Here is a 17,261-nt window from a genome sequence, read left to right on the forward strand (position 1 = left end):
GGCACGGTGTACTCGCGGTAGTGGCCGCGCGGGCGCGGCGGCAACCGGCCTTCGCGGTTGGCGAACACGCTGCCGTCCTGGCGGTGCGGGAACGGGCCGCCCTGCCGGATGGACGCGACCACCGGGCCGGCTTCCGCCGGCAGGAACGCCGGCAGCGTGGTTGGCACGGCCTGCGCGGAGGCGGCTGCTGGCGCAGGGGGAGGCACGACCTGCTCCGGTCCGGGGCGCTGCAGCCAGGCCAGCCCGGCCAGCAGCAGGGCCGCCGCCAGCAGGGGCAGGGTGCGGGTCAGGGGGGCGCGGCGCGAAGCGGACATGCCTGCCAGTATGCGGTTGGCACGCGCGGGATGGGCGCGGCCTGCACGCTTCGTTCGCGCGCGCTTCACGCAATGCCGCGGTCGCGGCGTTTTCCACCGGCGGAACGCCGGCTTTTCACTCCGCGGACCTTGGTTGCCCGCGCCGGCATCCCTACACTGTCGGGGCCGCCCGACTTTCCGGGCACGCCATCAAGGAGACCAACATGGCCTACACCCTTCCCGAGCTGCCGTATGCCTACGATGCGCTGGAGCCTCACATCGATACGGAGACGATGAAGATCCACCACACCAAGCACCACCAGACGTACATCAACAACGTCAACGCCGCGCTGGAAGGCACCGAGTACGCCGACCTGCCGGTCGAGGAGCTGGTGAAGAAGACCAAGTCGCTGCCGGAGAACCTGCAGGGCGTGGTGCGCAACAACGGCGGCGGCCATGCCAACCACAGCCTGTTCTGGACGGTGATGTCGCCCAATGGCGGCGGCCAGCCCAAGGGCAAGGTGGGCGAGGCCATCGAGAAGGAGCTGGGCGGCTTCGAGAAGTTCAAGGAAGCCTTCACCAAGGCGGCGCTGACCCGTTTCGGCAGCGGCTGGGCCTGGCTGAGCGTCACCCCGGACAAGAAGCTGGTGGTCGAATCCTCGGCCAACCAGGACAGCCCGCTGATGGACGGCAACACCCCGATCCTGGGCCTGGACGTGTGGGAGCACGCCTACTACCTGAAGTACCAGAACCGCCGCCCGGACTACATCGGCGCGTTCTACAACGTGGTCAACTGGGACGAGGTCGAGCGCCGCTACCAGGAGGCGATCAAGTAAGCCTCCCGGCTTCCTTCGGTCCCGCGAGAACGCCCCGGCCATGCCGGGGCGTTTTTCTTTGGCTCATCTCCCGATCGGGCGCGTAGCCCGGGCAAGCGGGACGCACCGCGCCGCTGCAACGCCAGAGCTCGCGGCGACTCCGCCACGCGCTTCGACCTTGCGCGTGCGCATACGCGGGGGCATCCCAAGGTAGTGGCCACCCCGGATGCGGCCTTCAGCCTTGTCCGGGCTGCGCGCAAAAAGAAGCCCCGGCAGGGGCCGGGGCTTCCAGGCTGGCGCTTGCGGCGACGGCTTACTGCGTGATCGCGGTGCCTTCGCGCTGCTGCTTCTCCAGGTATTCCTTCGACGGCTCGTCGAGCTTGTCGCCAAGCACGCGGCGGACGACCACGAAGAACACCGGGATCATCAGCAGGCCGAGGAAGGTGGCGAACAGCATGCCGCCGATCACGCCGGTGCCGATGGCGTGGCGGGCGTTGGCGCCGGCGCCGGTGGACAGGGCCATCGGCACCACGCCCATGATGAACGCGAACGAGGTCATCAGGATCGGGCGGAAGCGCAGGCGGGCCGCCTCCACGGTGGCGTCGCGCAGGGTCTTGCCGGCCGCACGCTGTTCCACCGCGAACTCCACGATCAGGATCGCGTTCTTGGCCGCAAGACCAATGATCGTGATCAGGCCGATCTTGAAGAAGATGTCGTTGGGCAGGCCGCGGGCCAGGCTCAGCAGCACCGCGCCCAGCACGCCCAGCGGGACGACCAGCAGCACCGCCACCGGGATCGACCAGCTCTCGTACAGCGCGGCCAGGCACAGGAACACCACCACGATCGACAGCACCAGCAGCAGGGTCGCGGTGTTGCCGGCCAGGATCTCCTGGTAGGACATGCCGGACCAGTCGAAGCCGAAGCCCGGCGGCAGGTCGTTGTTGACGATGCCTTCCATGATCGCCATGGCCTCGCCCGAGCTGTGGCCCGGGGCCGGCGAGCCGACGATGTTGACCGCGGCGTAGCCGTTGTAGCGGTTCAGCGACGGCGGGTTGGTGGCCCACTTGGCATCGACCACGGTCGACAGCGGGATCATCCCGCCCTCGGCGTTGGGCGTGTAGTAGTGGGCCAGCGACTCGGCGCCGGTGCGGTACGGGGCGTCGGCGCGCAGGTTCACGCGCTTGATGCGGCCTTCGTAGAAGAAGTCGTTGGCGTACACCGGCGCCAGCATCAGGCTGATGGCGTTGTAGATGTCGCCGACCTGCAGGCCCATGGCCTGCGCCTGCACGCGGTCGACCTTCAGCTGCAGCTGCGGGGCGTCCTCCAGGCCGTTCGGGCGCACGCCCATCAGGCCGGGGTTCTGCGAGGCGGCGCCCAGCAGCATGTTGCGTGCCTGGGTGAGCGCGGCCTGGCCCTGGCCGGTGCGGTCCTGCAGCCACATGTCGAAGCCGCCGAACTGGCCCAGGCCCTGCACGGTCGGCAGGTTGACCACGAAGATGGTGGCCTCCTTGATCCCGAACAGGGCGCCGTTGGCCTGCTGGATGAACTCCGGCGCGGTCAGCTTGCGCTCGTCCCAGGGCTTGAGCTTGATGAAGCCCATGCCCACGTTCTCGCCCTGGCCGATGAAGCTGAAGCCGGCCACCTGCAGCATGCTCTCGAAGCCCTCGAGCCCTTCCAGGCGCTCGCGCATCTGCTGGAACACGCCCTGGGTGCGCTGCAGGCTGGCGCCCGGCGGCAGCTGGACGATGGCCAGCGCATAGCCCTGGTCCTCCTCGGGCAGGAAGCTGCCGGGCATGCGCGAGAGGCTGAAGCCGCACAGCACCGCCAGCACCACGAACAGGATCATCCAGCGCGGGGCGTGCTTGACCGCGCTGCCGATGTGGCCGACGTAGGTCTTGCTGATCCGCTCGTAGTACTTGTTGAAGGTGCGGAACACCCAGTTGGAGTTGGCGTGGTGGCTGGGCTTGAGGAAGGTCGCGCACAGCGCCGGGGTGAAGCCCAGCGCCAGGAACGCGGAGAAGCCCATGGCGATGGCGATGGTCAGCGCGAACTGCTTGTAGATCTCGCCGGCCGCGCCGCCCTGCAGCGCCGAGGGCACGAACACCGCGGCCAGGACCACGGTGATGGCCACCACCGCGCCGGTGATCTGGCCCATCGCCTTGACCGTGGCCTCGTGGGGCGGCAGCCCCTCCTCGGTCATGATGCGCTCGACGTTCTCGATCACCACGATGGCGTCGTCGACCACGATGCCGATCGACAGCACCAGGGCGAACAGGGTCAGCTGGTTGATGGTGAAGCCGATCACCGACAGGCCGACGAAGGTGCCCAGCAGGGCCACCGGGATGACCAGGGTCGGGATGATGGTGGCGCGGATGTTCTGCAGGAAGATCAGCATCACCAGGAACACCAGCACCACCGCCTCGAACAGGGTCTTGACGACCTCCTTGATCGAGATCTTGACGAAGGTGGTGGAGTCGTACGGCGAGATCCAGGTGACGCCGGCCGGGAAGGTGGCCTGCAGCTCGTCCATCTTCGCGCGCACCGCGTCGGCCACGTTCAGGGCGTTGGCGCCGGGCAGCAGCTGGATCGCGAAGGCGCCGATCGGCTTGCCGTTGTAGCGGGTGTCGAAGCCGTAGGCGCCCGGGCCGAAGGCCACGCGCGCCACGTCCTTCAGGCGCACGGTGGTGCCGTCGGCGTCGGCGCGCAGGATGATCTCCTCGAACTGCTCCGGCGAGCTGAAGCGGCTCTCGGCCGAGACCGTGGCGGTGAACGCCTGGCCCTCGGGCGCAGGGTCGGAGCCGACCGAGCCGGCCGCGAACTGCACGTTCTGGGCGCGCACGGCGGCCAGCACCTGGGTCGCCGACAGGCCGTAGCCCTGCAGCTTCTCCGGGTCGAGCCAGATGTTCATCGCGTACTCGGCGCCGAACTGCTGCACGCTGCCGACACCGGGGATGCGCGAGATCTGGTCGATCACGCGCGAGCCGTTGAGGTCGTTCAGGGCGTTGCGGTCGACCGCCGGGTTGTCGGAGATCAGGCCGACCACCATCAGGAAGCCGGCGTTGGCCTTGGCCACGACCACGCCCTGCTGGGTCACCTCGCTGGGCAGGCGCGGGGTCGCCAGGGAGACCTTGTTCTGCACCTGGACCTGGGCGATGTCGGGGTCGGTGCCGGTCTCGAAGGTCAGGGTGATGCTGGCGCGGCCGGTGGCGCTGGAGGAGGAACTGAAGTACAGCAGGTGGTCGATGCCGGTCAGCTGCTGCTCGATCACCTGGGTGACCGCCTTCTCCACCGTCTCGGCGCTGGCGCCGGGGTAGGTCGCGCTGACCGTCACCTGCGGCGGGGCGATGTTGGGGTAGGACTCCACGCCGAGGCCGAGGATCGAGATCACGCCCGCGAGCGAGATCAGGATCGCAACGACCCAGGCGAAGACCGGGTGGTTGATGAAGAACTTGGGCATTGGGGGAAGTCCTTACTCGGCCGGCTGCGCTTCGGCGGCCGCGTCGTCGGCCGCGGCTTCGCCGGCGGGGGCCTGCGCCGGCGCCGGCTGGCCGTTGCCGGCGGCGTCCTGGCCCGGCTGCCACGGGGTGGCCTTCACGGTGGCGCCCTCGCGCACCTTCTGCACGCCGGACACGATCACCTTGTCGCCGGCCTCCAGGCCGGAGGTGACCAGCCAGTTGCCGCCCTCGGCGACGCTGGCCTCGACGTTCTTGCGCGAGACCGCGCCCTCGTCGTTGGCGGTCATCACGTAGGCGCCGTTGGCGTCGCGCAGCACCGCGGCCTGCGGCACCATGAACACGCCGGCGACCTGGCCCAGGTTGGCCTTGAGGGTCACGAAGCTGCCCGGCAGCAGGGTCTTGTCCGGGTTGGGAATGACCGCGCGCAGCGACACCGCGCCGGTGGCCGGGTCGACCGTGGTGTCGGAGAAGTCCAGGGTGCCGGCCTGGTCGTAGGTGCGGCCGCCCGGCAGCAGCACCTGCACGGTCGACTTGCCGGCGCCGGCCAGCGACACGTTGGCCGAGGTGCGCAGGCGCTCCAGCTCGGTCGAGCTGATCGAGAAGTTGGCGTACAGCGGGTCCAGCTGGTCCACGGTGGTCAGCAGGGTGGCCTCGCCCTGGCCGACCAGGGCGCCCTCGGTCACCTGCTGCTTGCCGGCGCGGCCGGGGATCGGCGAGGTCACGCGGGCGTAGCCGAGGTTGATCTCGGCGGTGCGCACGGCGGCGCGGGCGGCCTCGACCGCGGCGGCGGCGCTGCGCTCGGCGGCGATGGCGTTGTCCAGGTCGTTCTGCGAGACGAAGTTCTGCGGGGCCAGCTGGCGGGCGCGCTCGGCGCTGGCGTGGGCATTGGCGTAGCTGGCCTCGGCACGGGCCAGCTCGCCGCGGGCCACGCCCAGCTGCGCCTGCAGCGGCGCCGGGTCGATCTGGAACAGGGCCTGGCCTTCCTTGACGTCGCTGCCTTCCTGGTAGAGGCGCTTGAGCAGCACGCCGGGCACGCGCGCGCGCACGTCGGCGGAGCGGTACGGCGACAGGCGGCCGACCAGCTCGCGCTGCAGCGGCACGGTCTGCGGCTGGACCTCGATCACGCCGACCTCGGGCGGTGGCGGCGCGACGGCCTGTTCTTGCGAGCATGCGGCCAGGGCCAGCAGGCTGCAGGCCAGGAGCAGGGGGCGGTACATCGTCATTGGATGGCTCCGGAGTATGGGGTGGAGTGTTTCAGGTTCGGAATGGGGGCGGCGCGAAGGCGCGCAGGAAACTGTCGACGGCGAACGCGGCCCACTGGGCGCGCGCCTCGGGGGTGTCGCGGTGGGGCACGAGATGGCGCTGCCGGTCGAAATCCAGGCCGACGATCATGCCCAGCAACAGCTCGGCCGCGCAGTGCGGATCGTCATGTCTCAGCAATCCCCGGCGCATGGCCTGCTGCAGCCAGCCGCCGAGGCGGTCGAGCAGGGCCCCGGCGTAGTTCTGGTACATGGCGGCGACTTCCTCCGGGAACTCCTGGGCCTGGGCGGTCACCAGCCGGGCGGTGCCCAGGGTGCGCGGCTCGGAGAGGTGGGCCAGGTGGGCCTCGGCGAAGTCGAGCAGGGCCCGGCGCAGGGTGGCGGCGGTGGGCGCCTGCGGCAGGCCGGTCGCGGCCATGCCCTCGCGCGCCACCTGGTGCATCAGCGCCTGCTTGGAACCGTAGCGCGCGTACAGGGTCTGCTTGGAGCAGCCGGCGCGCGCGGCGATCGCGTCCATGCTCACGTTCACGCCGTGTTCGGCCACCAGGGCGCGCACGGCATCGCGCACCCGCTGGTGGCGGGCGTCGTCGGGCGGGCCTCCGGCGGCGGCGGATGGTGTGGCGGCGTGCATGCGGAGTGGACTATACCGTCCAGTTCATTAAATGAAAAGCGCCGTTTTTGCCGCTGTGCGTCACGGCTTTGTCGGTTGCAAGGGATACAATCGCGCCACCTTTCAACCACGGCGCATCCGCCATGACACCCAAGCCTTCGTCCAAGGCTGCCAAACCTGCCAAATCCCCGAACCGCAAGTCCGTTGCCGCGCCCGCGAAGGCCGCCAAGGCCACCAAGCCGGCGCAGCCCGCCGCCACGGCAGCGGCCCAGGCGCCCGCGTTCTCGCTGGAACCGGTGTTCGCCGCCTCGCGCAAGCTGGTGCCGGCCGCGCGCCAGGCAGAACTGCGCGAGTTCCTGGCGGCGTTCTACCGCCGCATGGAGGAGGACGAGTTCCCGCAGCACGACCCGCAGGGCTGGGCCGCGATCGGCGCCGACATGCTCGAGTTCGCGCGCAAGCGCAAGCCGGGCACCGCCAACGTGCGGGTGTTCAACCCGACCCGGAAGGCCAATGGCTGGGAATCGCCGTACACCGTGCTGCAGATCGTCAACGACGACATGCCGTTCCTGGTCGACTCGGTGAGCATGGCCCTGGCCGACATGGGCGTGTCGGTGCACGTGCTGGGCCATCCGCTGGTGCGGATCGAGCGCGACCGCGCCGGCAAGCTGGTCAAGGTGGGCGAGGGCAAGCCCGAGTCGCTGATGCTGCTGGAGATCGACCGCCAGCCGCCGGAAGCCATGGGCGCGATCGAGCAGCGCGTGGCCCAGGTGCTGGCCGAAGTGCGCGCGGTGGTGGCCGACTGGGGCCTGATGCGCGACCGCATGCAGACCCTGGCCGACGACCTGGCCACCCGGCGCATGCCGGTGGACGACGCCAACCGCCGCGAGGCGCAGGAGTTCCTGCGCTGGGCCGCCAACGACCACTTCATCCTGTTCGGCTACCGCGAGTACCGCGTGCTGCGCCAGGGCGGCGAGGACGTGCTGGCCCCGGTGGAGGGCACCGGACTGGGCCTGATGCGCGGCCGCGACAGCTCCGCGCCGCGCCCGGTGCGCACCCTGGCCGCGCACGGCCTCAGCGAGTCCGGCGCCGCGGTCGAGCCGCTGATCCTGACCAAGACCAACGCCCGCTCGCGCCTGCACCGCAAGGGCTACATGGACTACATCGGCGTGCTGGAGTTCGACGCCGGCGGCCGCATCGTCGGCGAGCAGCGTTTCCTCGGCCTGTACACCTCCAGCGCCTACAACCGCCGCCCGTGGGAGATCCCGCTGGTGCGCGAGCGCCACGAGTACGTGATGCGCAAGTCCGGCCTGGCGCCGAACAGCCACAGCGGCAAGGCCCTGCGCCACATCCTCGAGACCCTGCCGCGCGAGGAGCTGTTCCAGGCCAGCCCGGAGGAGCTGTTCCGCACCGCCACCGGCGTGCTGAGCCTGCAGGAGCGGGTGCGCAGCCGCCTGTTCCTGCGCCGCGACCGCTACGGCCGCTTCTTCTCCGCGCTGGTGTACATCCCGCGCGAGCGCTTCAACACCGACGTGCGCCTGCGCATCGAGGCCATGCTGCGCGAGGCGCTGCACGGCGAGCACGTGGATTCCAGCGTGGTCCTGGGCGAGTCGCCGCTGGCCCAGCTGCACCTGATCGTGCGGCCCAAGGCCGGCGAGGTGGTGGACCTGGACATCGCCGAACTGGAGCGCCGCCTGGCGCACCTGCTGCGCAACTGGCAGGACGACCTGCGCGAGCTGCTGATCGCCCGCCACGGCGAGGTCGAGGGCCTGCGCCTGGCGGCCAGCTACGGCCGCGCCCTGCCGGCCGGCTACATCGAGGACGTCTCGCCCGAGCTGGCGGCCAACGACGTCGAACAGCTGGCCGCGCTCGCCGGCCCGGAGGACCTGCGCCTGAGCCTGCACTCGGCCCCGCGCGAGGGCGGTGCCGGCCTGCGCCTGAAGCTGTACCGGCAGCACGACGACATCCCGCTGTCGGACGTGCTGCCGCTGATGGAGAACATGGGCCTGCGGGTCATCTCCGAGCACCCGTACCGGCTGCAGGCCTGCCTGCCCGGCGGCGGCAGCCAGCCGATCTACATCCAGGACTTCGAGGTCGAGGCCCAGGCCGACGCCGCCCAGGCCGGCGCGCTGGCGCGCGAGTTCGAGCAGGCCTTCGCCGCGATCTGGTCCGGCCGCGCCGAGAACGACGGCTTCAACCGCCTGGTGCTGGCGGCCGGGCTCGACTGGCGCCAGGTCGCGCTGCTGCGCGGCTACTGGAAGTACCTGCTGCAGACCGGCGTGCCGTTCTCGCAGGGCTCGGTCGAGCAGACCCTGGGCCGCTACCCGCTGCTGGCGCGCCTGCTGGTGGAGCTGTTCCAGGCCCGCTTCGAGCCGGGCAACCCGACCCCGGCCCAGCTGCGCGCCGCGCAGCAGCGCCTGGCCGACGGCCTGCGCCCGCTGGCGCGCGGCGACGAGGCCACGGTGCGCGTGCTGCAGGAGGTGGTGGATGCGTTCGCCGGCGACCGTGCCGCGCGCGCGGCGGCGGTGCGCGAGGCGCTGCTGAAGCTGCTGGACCGCGTCGACAGCCTCGATGACGACCGCATCCTGCGCAGCTTCATCGACGTCATCGACGCCACCCTGCGCACCAGCTACTACCAGCGCAACGCCGACGGCCAGCCGGCCGAGACCATCAGCTTCAAGTTCGACCCGGCGCTGATCCCCGAGCTGCCCAAGCCGCGCCCGTACCGCGAGATCTTCGTGTACGGCCCGCGCGTGGAAGGCGTGCACCTGCGCTTCGGCCCGGTGGCGCGCGGCGGCCTGCGCTGGTCCGACCGCCGCGAGGACTTCCGCACCGAGGTCCTGGGCCTGGTCAAGGCGCAGATGGTCAAGAACACGGTGATCGTGCCGGTCGGCGCCAAGGGCGGCTTCTACGCCAAGCGCCTGCCCGACCCGGCGGTCGACCGCGACGCCTGGTTCGCCGAGGGCGTGGCCTGCTACAAGCTGTTCATCCAAGGCCTGCTGGACATCACCGACAACATCGTCGACGGCAGGATCGTGCCGCCGCGCGACGTGGTCCGCCACGACCAGGACGACCCGTACCTGGTGGTGGCCGCCGACAAGGGCACGGCGACCTTCTCCGACATCGCCAATGGCCTGGCCATCGCCCACGGCTTCTGGCTGGGCGACGCGTTCGCCTCCGGCGGCTCGGCCGGCTACGACCACAAGGGCATGGGCATCACCGCGCGCGGCGCCTGGGAGTCGGTCAAGCGCCACTTCCGCGCCCTGGGCCGTGATTGCCAGGGCGAGGACTTCACCTGCGTCGGCATCGGCGACATGTCCGGTGACGTGTTCGGCAACGGCATGCTGCTGTCCCGGCACATCCGCCTGGTCGCCGCGTTCGACCACCGCCACATCTTCCTGGACCCGGACCCGGATCCGGCGCGCTCCTTCGCCGAGCGCGAGCGCCTGTTCAAGCTGCCGCGCTCCAGCTGGGCCGACTACGACGCCAAGCTGATCAGCAAGGGCGGCGGCGTGTACCCGCGCAGCGCCAAATCGATCCAGATCAGCCCGCAGGTGCGCGCCGCGCTGGGCCTGGCCGACGACGTGCGCTCGCTGTCGCCGGCGGAGCTGATGCAGGCGATCCTGCGCGCGCCGGTGGACCTGCTGTGGAACGGCGGCATCGGCACCTACGTCAAGGCCTCCAGCGAGCAGCACTCCGACGTCGGCGACCGCGCCAACAACGCCATCCGCGTCAACGGCAACGAGCTGCGCTGCAAGGTGGTGGGCGAGGGCGGCAACCTGGGCATGACCCAGCTGGGCCGCATCGAGGCGGCGCAGAACGGCGTGCTGTTGAACACCGACTTCATCGACAACTCCGCCGGCGTGGACACCTCCGACCACGAGGTGAACATCAAGATCCTGCTCAACGCCGCGGTGCGCGACGGCTCGCTGACCATGGCCGCGCGCAACAAGCTGCTGGCGTCGATGACCGACGAGGTCGCGCGCCTGGTGCTGTTCGACAACTACCGCCAGAACCAGGCCATCAGCCTGATGGAGCGGATGAGCGCCAGGCGCCTGGGCTCCAAGCAGCACTTCATCCGCACCCTCGAGGCGCAGGGCCTGCTCGACCGCCAGATCGAGTTCCTGCCCTCGGACGCGGAGCTGGCGGCGCGCAAGGCCCGCGGCCAGGGCATGACCCGCCCGGAGCTGGCGGTGCTGCTGTCCTACGCCAAGCTGGTCGCGTTCCAGCAGATGCTGGACTCGGACATCCCCGAGGACCCGTACCTGTCCAAGGAGCTGCAGCGCTACTTCCCCGAGCCGCTGCAGAAGAAGTACGCGCCGCTGATGGAGAAGCACCGCCTGAAGCGCGAGATCATCGCCACCGCGGTGACCAACCAGACCATCAACCGGATGGGCGCGACGTTCCTGCTGCGCATGCAGGAGGACACCGGCCGCAGCGCGGCCGACGTGGCCAAGGCCTACACCATCAGCCGCGAGGTGCTGGACGCGCGCAGCCTGTGGAACCAGATCGACGCGCTCGACGGCAAGCTGCCGGAGGCCGCGCAGATCGACGCCCTGCAGGTGATCTGGAACCTGCAGCGCTCGTTCGTGCGCTGGCTGCTCAACCGTCCCGGCCCGATGCCGAGCATCGCCGCGGCGGTGGCGCGCTACCACGACGCGTTCAACGACATCCGCTCCGCCTCCGGGGTGCTGCCGGCCTCGCAGCGCCCGGCCTACGAGGCCGCGCTGCAGGAGTGGAAGGACAAGGGCATGCCCCCGGCGCTGGCGCAGCAGCTGGCCGAGCTGCCGTACCTGGAGCCGGCGTTCGACATCATCGAGCTGGCCGCCGAGCGCAGGCTCAAGCCGGTGGAGGTGTCGCGCGTGCACTTCCGCCTGGGCGAGGCGCTGCGCCTGCCGTGGCTGTTCGAGCAGATCGACGCCCTGGCCGTGGACGGGCGCTGGCACGCGGTGGCCCGCGGCGTGATGCGCGATGCGCTGGCGGCGCACCACCGGGTGCTCGCCGGCCAGGCCGTGGCCCAGCCGGCGTCCGATCCGGATGGCAAGGTGCGGCAGTGGCTGGAGCGCGACGACGCCTCGCTGCGCTTCACCTTGGGCATGCTCGAGGAGCTGTCGGCGCAGAAGACGCTGGACTATCCGACCCTGTCGGTGGCCGTGCAGAAGCTGGGCCAGCTGGCCGCCGCCGGCTGAGCCACCCGGCCCGTGGCGGGCGCGCGGCCTCGCGTCGCCGCCCGCCGCGGAGCTTGCGCGGTTTGCTTTCCGCGGCAACCGCGGGCGCAGCGGAGGCGCAGGCCGGTTATCCTCCCCTGGCATGGATGGCCAACGGACGGAGCTACCGATGATCCCCCCCAACCCCCGCATTGCCTTCCTCGCCAGCGCCGCGCCCGGCGCCCAGGAGGCGCTGGCCGCGCTGGTCGAGCGGCACGGCACCTGCCCGGTGCAGGAAGCCGACGTGATCTGCTCGCTGGGGGGCGATGGCTTCATGCTGCAGACGCTCCACCGCCACGGCGGCCTGGGCAAGCCGGTGTACGGGATGAAGCTGGGCACGGTCGGGTTCCTGATGAACCACTACCGCGCCGAGGGCCTGCTCGAGCGCCTGGCGGCGGCCGAGCCGGCGATCCTGCGTCCGCTGGAGATGGTGGCGCAGACCGAATCCGGCAGCACGGTCGGCTCGCTGGCGTACAACGAGGTCTCGCTGCTGCGGCAGACGCGGCAGGCGGCGCACATCCGCATCGACCTCAACGGCCAGCAGCGGCTGGACGAGCTGATCTGCGACGGCGTGATGGTGGCCACTCCCGCCGGCAGCACTGCGTACAATTTCTCCGCGCACGGTCCGATCCTGCCGCTGGGCTCGCAGACCATCGCACTGACGCCGATCGCGGCGTTCCGCCCGCGGCGCTGGCGCGGCGCCATCCTCAAGGCCGAGACCGAGGTGCGGTTCGAGGTGCTCGATCCGTACAAGCGCCCGGTGAGCGTGACCGCCGATTCGCACGAGACCCGCGACGTGGTCGAGGTGGTGATCCGCGAGTCGCGCGACCGGACCGTGACGCTGCTGTTCGATCCGGAGCACAACCTGGAGGAACGTATCCTGAGCGAACAATTCGTGGTATGACGACAGATCCGCGTTCGCGCGGTGGCGGTGGCCGAGGGAGCGCCACCGCCGGGGAATGACAACCAGGACGGAGAAACTTCAACGGAAGGGGAGGGGTCCCGTGAAGTTGCAGTATCTGATCTTGCTGTGCGCGCTGCCGGTGCAGGCGCTGGCAGCCTGTGCATTCGACACCAACCTCAAGCCGTTCCACGTCGCCAGGAGCAGCCTGGTGGACACCGCCGACCTGCCGGCGCCGGAAGTGGAGGAAGTCTCCTTCACCCGCGGCCTGGGCGGCGGCGCGGTGTGCGACCAGCTCGGCTTCCTCACCGTGAAGCTGCGCTGGCCGCGCGGCGACTACGACCTGGAGGACATCGGCTTCGAGTACCGGGTCGTGCGCGGCGAGGCGCCGGAAGGCCTGGTGCCGCAGGGCCCGGTGGTGGCGTCGTCGATCCGCGGCCGCCGCACCGAGCACCAGCTGACCTGGGTCGACGGCCCGCCGGCCGAGCAGCAGCCGTTGCGCCTGCTGCTGGAGCTGCGTGCGGTCACGGCCGATGGCTGGCGCGGCCCGCCGGTGCAGTTCCGGGTCGGCGCCATGCCCTGAGCCGGCGGCGTTGGCGCGGCGATGCCATAATCCGGGCATGACCCTGCCCGAGCGCCATATCCAGGACAACGCCCCGCGCGTACTCACCGTGGCGGTGACCTCGCGGGCACTGTTCGACCTGGAGGAGGGCCACGCGCTGTTCGAGCGCGAGGGCCTGGAGGCCTACGCCGAATACCAGCGCCGGCTGGAGGACGAGATCCTCGAGCCGGGCGTGGCCTTCCCGGTGGTGCGCAAGCTGCTGGCGCTCAACCGGCGCCTGCCGGAGGGAGCGCCGCAGGTGGAAGTGATCCTGCTGTCGCGCAACTCCGCCGACACCGGGCTGCGGATCTTCAACTCGATCCAGCACTACGGCCTGGGCATCGTGCGCGCGGTGTTCACCGCCGGCGAGCCGACCTGGCCGTACGTGGCGCCGTTCGGCACCAACCTGTTCCTGTCGGCCAACCCGGAGTCGGTGCGGCGCTCGCTGGAGCACGGGGTGGCCGCGGCGACCATCCTGCCGGCACGCGCGGCCAACGCCTCGCGCGACCAGCTGCGCATCGCCTTCGACGGCGACGCGGTGATCTTCGGCGACGAGAGCGAGCGCATCTCGCGCGAGCAGGGCGTGGAGGCGTTCGGCCTGCACGAGCGGCAACGCGCGCGCGAGCCGCTGTCCGGCGGCCCGTTCCGCGGCTTCCTGGCGGCGTTGCACGAGCTGCAGGCGGCGTTCCCGCCGGGCGAGGACGCGCCGATCCGCACCGCGCTGGTCACCGCGCGCTCGGCGCCGGCGCACGAGCGGGTGATCCGCACCCTGCGCGAGTGGGGCGTGCGCCTGGACGAGGCGCTGTTCCTGGGCGGGCGCGACAAGGGGCCGTTCCTGGCCGCGTTCGGCGCCGACATCTTCTTCGACGACTCGCGCCACAACATCGACAGCGCCCGCATGCACGTGGCCGCCGGCCACGTGCCGCACGGCGTGGCCAACGTCGAAGGCTAGCCTCCGGCTCAGGCGCCGGCGTGGGCGTGGCTGCCGGCCAGTTCCAGCAGGCGCGCGGGGATGCGCTCCAGCGGCAGGATCTCATCCGCCGCTCCGAGCTTCACCGCGGCGCCGGGCATGCCCCAGACCACGCTGGTGGCCTCGTCCTGGACCAGGGTGGGGGCGCCGGCCTCGCGCATTTCCAGCAGGCCGCGGGCGCCGTCGTCGCCCATGCCGGTGAGGATCGCGCCCACCGCGTTCGGGCCGGCGCTCTGCGCCACCGAGCGGAACAGCACGTCCACCGCCGGGCGGTGGCGGTTGACCGGCGGGCCGTGGTCGATCCGGCACCGCCAGCGGGCGCCGTCGCGGATGATGCGCAGGTGGTGGTCGCCCGGCGGCAGGTAGGCGTGGCCGGGCAGCACCAGTTCACCATCGCTGGCCTCGCGCACCAGCATGGGCGAATGCCGGTCCAGGCGCTCGACGAAGGCGCGGCTGAAGCCGCCGGGGATGTGCTGGGTGAGCACGATCGCCGGCGCGTCCGGGGGCATCTGCTCCAGCACCGCGCGGATCGCCTCGGTGCCGCCGGCCGAGGCGCCGATCGCGATCAGGCGGTCGGTGGTGCGGAAGCGCGCGGCCATCGCTGCCGGCGCCGGCGCCGCCGGCCCCAGGCGCTGTGCCGGGCGCACCAGTGCCTGCACCCGCGCACGCGCCGCGCCCTTGACCTTGGCGGCGATCTCGGTGGCGTATTCCTCCAGGCCGCGGGCCACGCCCAGTTTCGGCTTGCTGACGAAGTCCACCGCGCCCAGGGCCAGCGCCTGCAGGGTGACGTCGGCGCCGCGCTCGGTGAGCGAGGACACCATCACCACCGGCATCGGCCGCAGCCGCATCAGGTTCTCCAGGAACGCCAGCCCGTCCATGCGCGGCATCTCGACGTCCAGGGTGATGACGTCGGGGTTGAGGCGCTTGATCTTCTCGCGCGCCAGGTACGGGTCGGCGGCGGTGCCGACGACCTCGATCTCCGGGTCGGCGGCCAGCAGTTCGGACAGGACCTGGCGCACGACCGCCGAATCGTCCACCACCAGTACGCGGATGGCCATCAGAACAGCTCCACGCCGCCGCTGACCGGGGTGCGCGACAGGCGCGAACGGACCGCGGTTTCGGCCGCCACGACCTCGGCGCCGTGCGCGTGCGGCAGGCGGTTGACGATGACCTTGCCGGTCTGCGGGAAGAACCAGACCTTGCGCGGGTGGATGCCGCGCAGGTCCTCGGCCACCACCGGGATGCGCTCGGCGTCCAGGTAGGACAGCACGAAGTCGGCGTTGCGGGTGCCGACCGGGTTGCTGGTGAAGCCCTTGAGCACGTTGGCCCCGCCGAACACCTTGGCTTCCAGGCGCTTGCGGTTGGCGCCGCGCTTGAGCAGTTCGTTGATCAGCACTTCCATGGCGTAGCTGCCGTAGCGCGCCGGGGCGCCGTCGCCGGTATTGCCGTCCGGCAGCAGGAAGTGGTTCATGCCGCCCAGGTTCAGCAGGGGATCGCGGATGCAGGCGGCCACGCAGGAGCCGAGCACGGTCACCAGCGCGGTGCCGTCGTCCACCACCAGGTACTGGGTGGGCAGCAGCTTGGCGGCCGGGACCTGGAACTGCGGGTCCCGGTAGCGCATCACTCCATCGGATTCCAGGGCGACGCTCATGCACGCACCGTGCGGCGGTAGAGGGTGCGGCCGCAGGGCTGGATCAGGTCGGCCGCGTGCAGGTAGTTCTCCGAGTGCCCGGTATAGAGCAGGCTGTCGGCATCCATGTGGGCGACCAGGCGCGAGAGCACCCCGCGCTGGGTCTCCTTGTCGAAATAGATCATCACGTTGCGGCAGAAGATCGCGGCGAAGCTGCCACCAACGTCGTAGCGGGGCGCCAGCAGGTTCAGGGGGCGGAACTCGACCAGCGCCTGCAGGGCCGGGTGGACCCGGCAGCGGCCCTCGTTGGGGCCGGTGCCGCGCTGGAAGTAGCGGCGGCGGGTATCGGCGTCGAGGTTGGCGATGCGCTCGAGCGGGTACACGCCGCGCTGGGCGGTGGCCAGTACCTGGGTGTCGATGTCGGTGGCCAGGATGCGCACCGGCGGGGTCATGCTGCCGAAGGCCTCGCAGGCGGTGATCGCCATGGAGTAGGGCTCCTCGCCGGTGGAGGCGGCGCACGACCAGAGCCGGACCGGGCCGCCGGCGGCGGCCAGCGCCTGCAGCTGGCCGTGCAGGTGCTCGAAGTGGTGCGGCTCGCGGAAGAAGGCGGTGAGGTTGGTGGTCAGGGCATTGGTGAAGGACTGCCACTCGTCCCCGGACGGGTCGGACTCGAGCATGTCCAGGTAGGTGCCGAACTGCTCCAGGCCCAGCGCCCGCAGGCGCCGCGAAAGGCGGCCGTAGACCATGTCGCGCTTGGCCGGGGCCAGGGCAATGCCGGCACGGGCGTGGATCATGCGGCGGACGCGTTGGAAGTCGCGATCGGTGAAGACGAAATCGCGCTGTTCCTCGGGGGGGGGGGGCAAGTGGTTGGCGCTCATGTCGTTCGGGGGAACCGGCACTGTGCCGCTGTTGCCTTTATCGGCCGGGGGCGCCTGGAATGAAGCCCCCCGCCAGGGGCGGGGGGCTTTCCCGGACGTCCGTCCCGGTTGTTCAGGCGGCCGCCGGCGTGGCGGGGTGGGCATCCTCCAGCCTGAACACCGCGATGGCCTGGGCCAGGCCGGCGGCCTGNTCCTCCATCGAGCGGGCCGCGGCGGAGGCNTCCTCGACCAGGGCCGCGTTCTGCTGGGTGGTCTCGTCCATCTGCACGATGGTCTGGTTGACCTGCTCGATGCCCGCCGCCTGCTCCTGCGAGGCGGCCGAGATCTCGGCCATGATGTCGGTCACGCGCTGCACCGAGGCCACGATCTCGCCCATGGTCTTGCCGGCCTGCTCGGCCAGCTGGGCGCCATCGGCGACCTTGCCGGTGGAGTCCTCGATCAGCTGCTTGATCTCCTTGGCCGCGGTGGCCGAGCGCTGGGCCAGCGAACGCACCTCGGTGGCGACCACGGCGAAGCCACGGCCCTGCTCGCCGGCGCGGGCCGCTTCCACCGCGGCGTTGAGCGCCAGGATGTTGGTCTGGAAGGCGATGCCGTCGATCACCGAGATGATGTCGGCGATCTTGCGCGAGGCGGCCTGGATGTCGG

13 protein-coding genes are annotated in these 17,261 nt (G+C 71.0%); 5 read left to right on the plus strand and 8 right to left on the minus strand.

The features are described from left to right. On the minus strand, positions 1-314 hold a 314-nt coding region (locus PSEJ31_RS0113810), incomplete at its 3' end, for a ribonuclease domain-containing protein (protein ID WP_051403768.1). Between the two features lie 203 nt (positions 315-517). Between PSEJ31_RS0113810 and PSEJ31_RS0113815 the strand changes: the two genes are divergently transcribed. Next, a complete protein-coding gene (locus tag PSEJ31_RS0113815) occupies positions 518-1,129 on the plus strand; it encodes a superoxide dismutase (RefSeq protein WP_019397935.1) in 612 nt (203 codons plus the stop codon). Positions 1,130-1,421: 292 nt separating this feature from the next. Here the strand turns inward: PSEJ31_RS0113815 and PSEJ31_RS0113820 are convergent, their stop codons facing one another. The 3 genes from PSEJ31_RS0113820 to PSEJ31_RS0113830 are packed head-to-tail and all read right to left on the minus strand — an operon-like array spanning position 1,422 to position 6,453. Then, positions 1,422-4,565, minus strand: a complete 3,144-nt coding sequence (locus PSEJ31_RS0113820) for a multidrug efflux RND transporter permease subunit (protein ID WP_028915799.1) — start codon at positions 4,563-4,565, stop codon at positions 1,422-1,424. Positions 4,566-4,577: 12 nt separating this feature from the next. Then, positions 4,578-5,786, minus strand: coding sequence for an efflux RND transporter periplasmic adaptor subunit (locus PSEJ31_RS0113825; RefSeq protein ID WP_019397933.1), 1,209 nt, complete (start codon positions 5,784-5,786; stop codon positions 4,578-4,580). Between the two features lie 31 nt (positions 5,787-5,817). Then, positions 5,818-6,453, minus strand: coding sequence for a TetR/AcrR family transcriptional regulator (locus PSEJ31_RS0113830; protein WP_028915800.1), 636 nt, complete (start codon positions 6,451-6,453; stop codon positions 5,818-5,820). A gap of 122 nt (positions 6,454-6,575) precedes the next feature. On the opposite strand from PSEJ31_RS0113830, the gene PSEJ31_RS0113835 reads away from it, so the two are divergent. From PSEJ31_RS0113835 to PSEJ31_RS0113850, 4 genes are all read left to right on the plus strand, one after another. Then, a complete protein-coding gene (locus tag PSEJ31_RS0113835) occupies positions 6,576-11,618 on the plus strand; it encodes an NAD-glutamate dehydrogenase domain-containing protein (RefSeq protein WP_028915801.1) in 5,043 nt (1,680 codons plus the stop codon). A gap of 148 nt (positions 11,619-11,766) precedes the next feature. Beyond that, positions 11,767-12,540 carry an NAD kinase gene (locus PSEJ31_RS0113840; protein WP_019397930.1) on the plus strand — a complete coding sequence of 258 codons (774 nt, stop codon included), beginning with the start codon at positions 11,767-11,769 and terminating at the stop codon, positions 12,538-12,540. 100 nt (positions 12,541-12,640) lie between these two features. Next, a complete protein-coding gene (locus tag PSEJ31_RS0113845; protein ID WP_019397929.1) occupies positions 12,641-13,120 on the plus strand; it encodes a hypothetical protein in 480 nt (159 codons plus the stop codon). Positions 13,121-13,178: 58 nt separating this feature from the next. Further along, positions 13,179-14,090: a 5'-nucleotidase gene (locus tag PSEJ31_RS0113850; RefSeq protein WP_026010372.1), complete on the plus strand. Its 912-nt coding sequence runs from the start codon at positions 13,179-13,181 to the stop codon at positions 14,088-14,090. 8 nt (positions 14,091-14,098) lie between these two features. Here PSEJ31_RS0113850 and PSEJ31_RS0113855 read toward each other — a convergent pair whose 3' ends face one another. From PSEJ31_RS0113855 to PSEJ31_RS0113870, 4 genes are all read right to left on the minus strand, one after another. Next, positions 14,099-15,166, minus strand: a complete 1,068-nt coding sequence (locus PSEJ31_RS0113855; RefSeq protein WP_028915802.1) for a chemotaxis response regulator protein-glutamate methylesterase — start codon at positions 15,164-15,166, stop codon at positions 14,099-14,101. Continuing rightward, positions 15,166-15,759 (minus strand): chemoreceptor glutamine deamidase CheD, encoded by a 594-nt coding sequence (gene cheD / locus PSEJ31_RS0113860; protein ID WP_026010371.1) that lies wholly within the window; start codon positions 15,757-15,759, stop codon positions 15,166-15,168. Before cheD ends, PSEJ31_RS0113855 begins: the two co-directional genes overlap by 1 nt. Beyond that, positions 15,756-16,616, minus strand: coding sequence for a CheR family methyltransferase (locus PSEJ31_RS0113865; RefSeq protein WP_037035264.1), 861 nt, complete (start codon positions 16,614-16,616; stop codon positions 15,756-15,758). The genes cheD and PSEJ31_RS0113865 overlap by 4 nt, the downstream gene beginning before the upstream one ends. 112 nt (positions 16,617-16,728) lie before the next feature. Next, positions 16,729-17,261: methyl-accepting chemotaxis protein (locus tag PSEJ31_RS0113870; protein WP_028915804.1), on the minus strand; the 533-nt coding region annotated here is incomplete at its 5' end.

It is taken from the genome of Pseudoxanthomonas sp. J31, assembly GCF_000510725.1.
In the GTDB taxonomy this organism is placed as follows: domain Bacteria; phylum Pseudomonadota; class Gammaproteobacteria; order Xanthomonadales; family Xanthomonadaceae; genus Pseudoxanthomonas.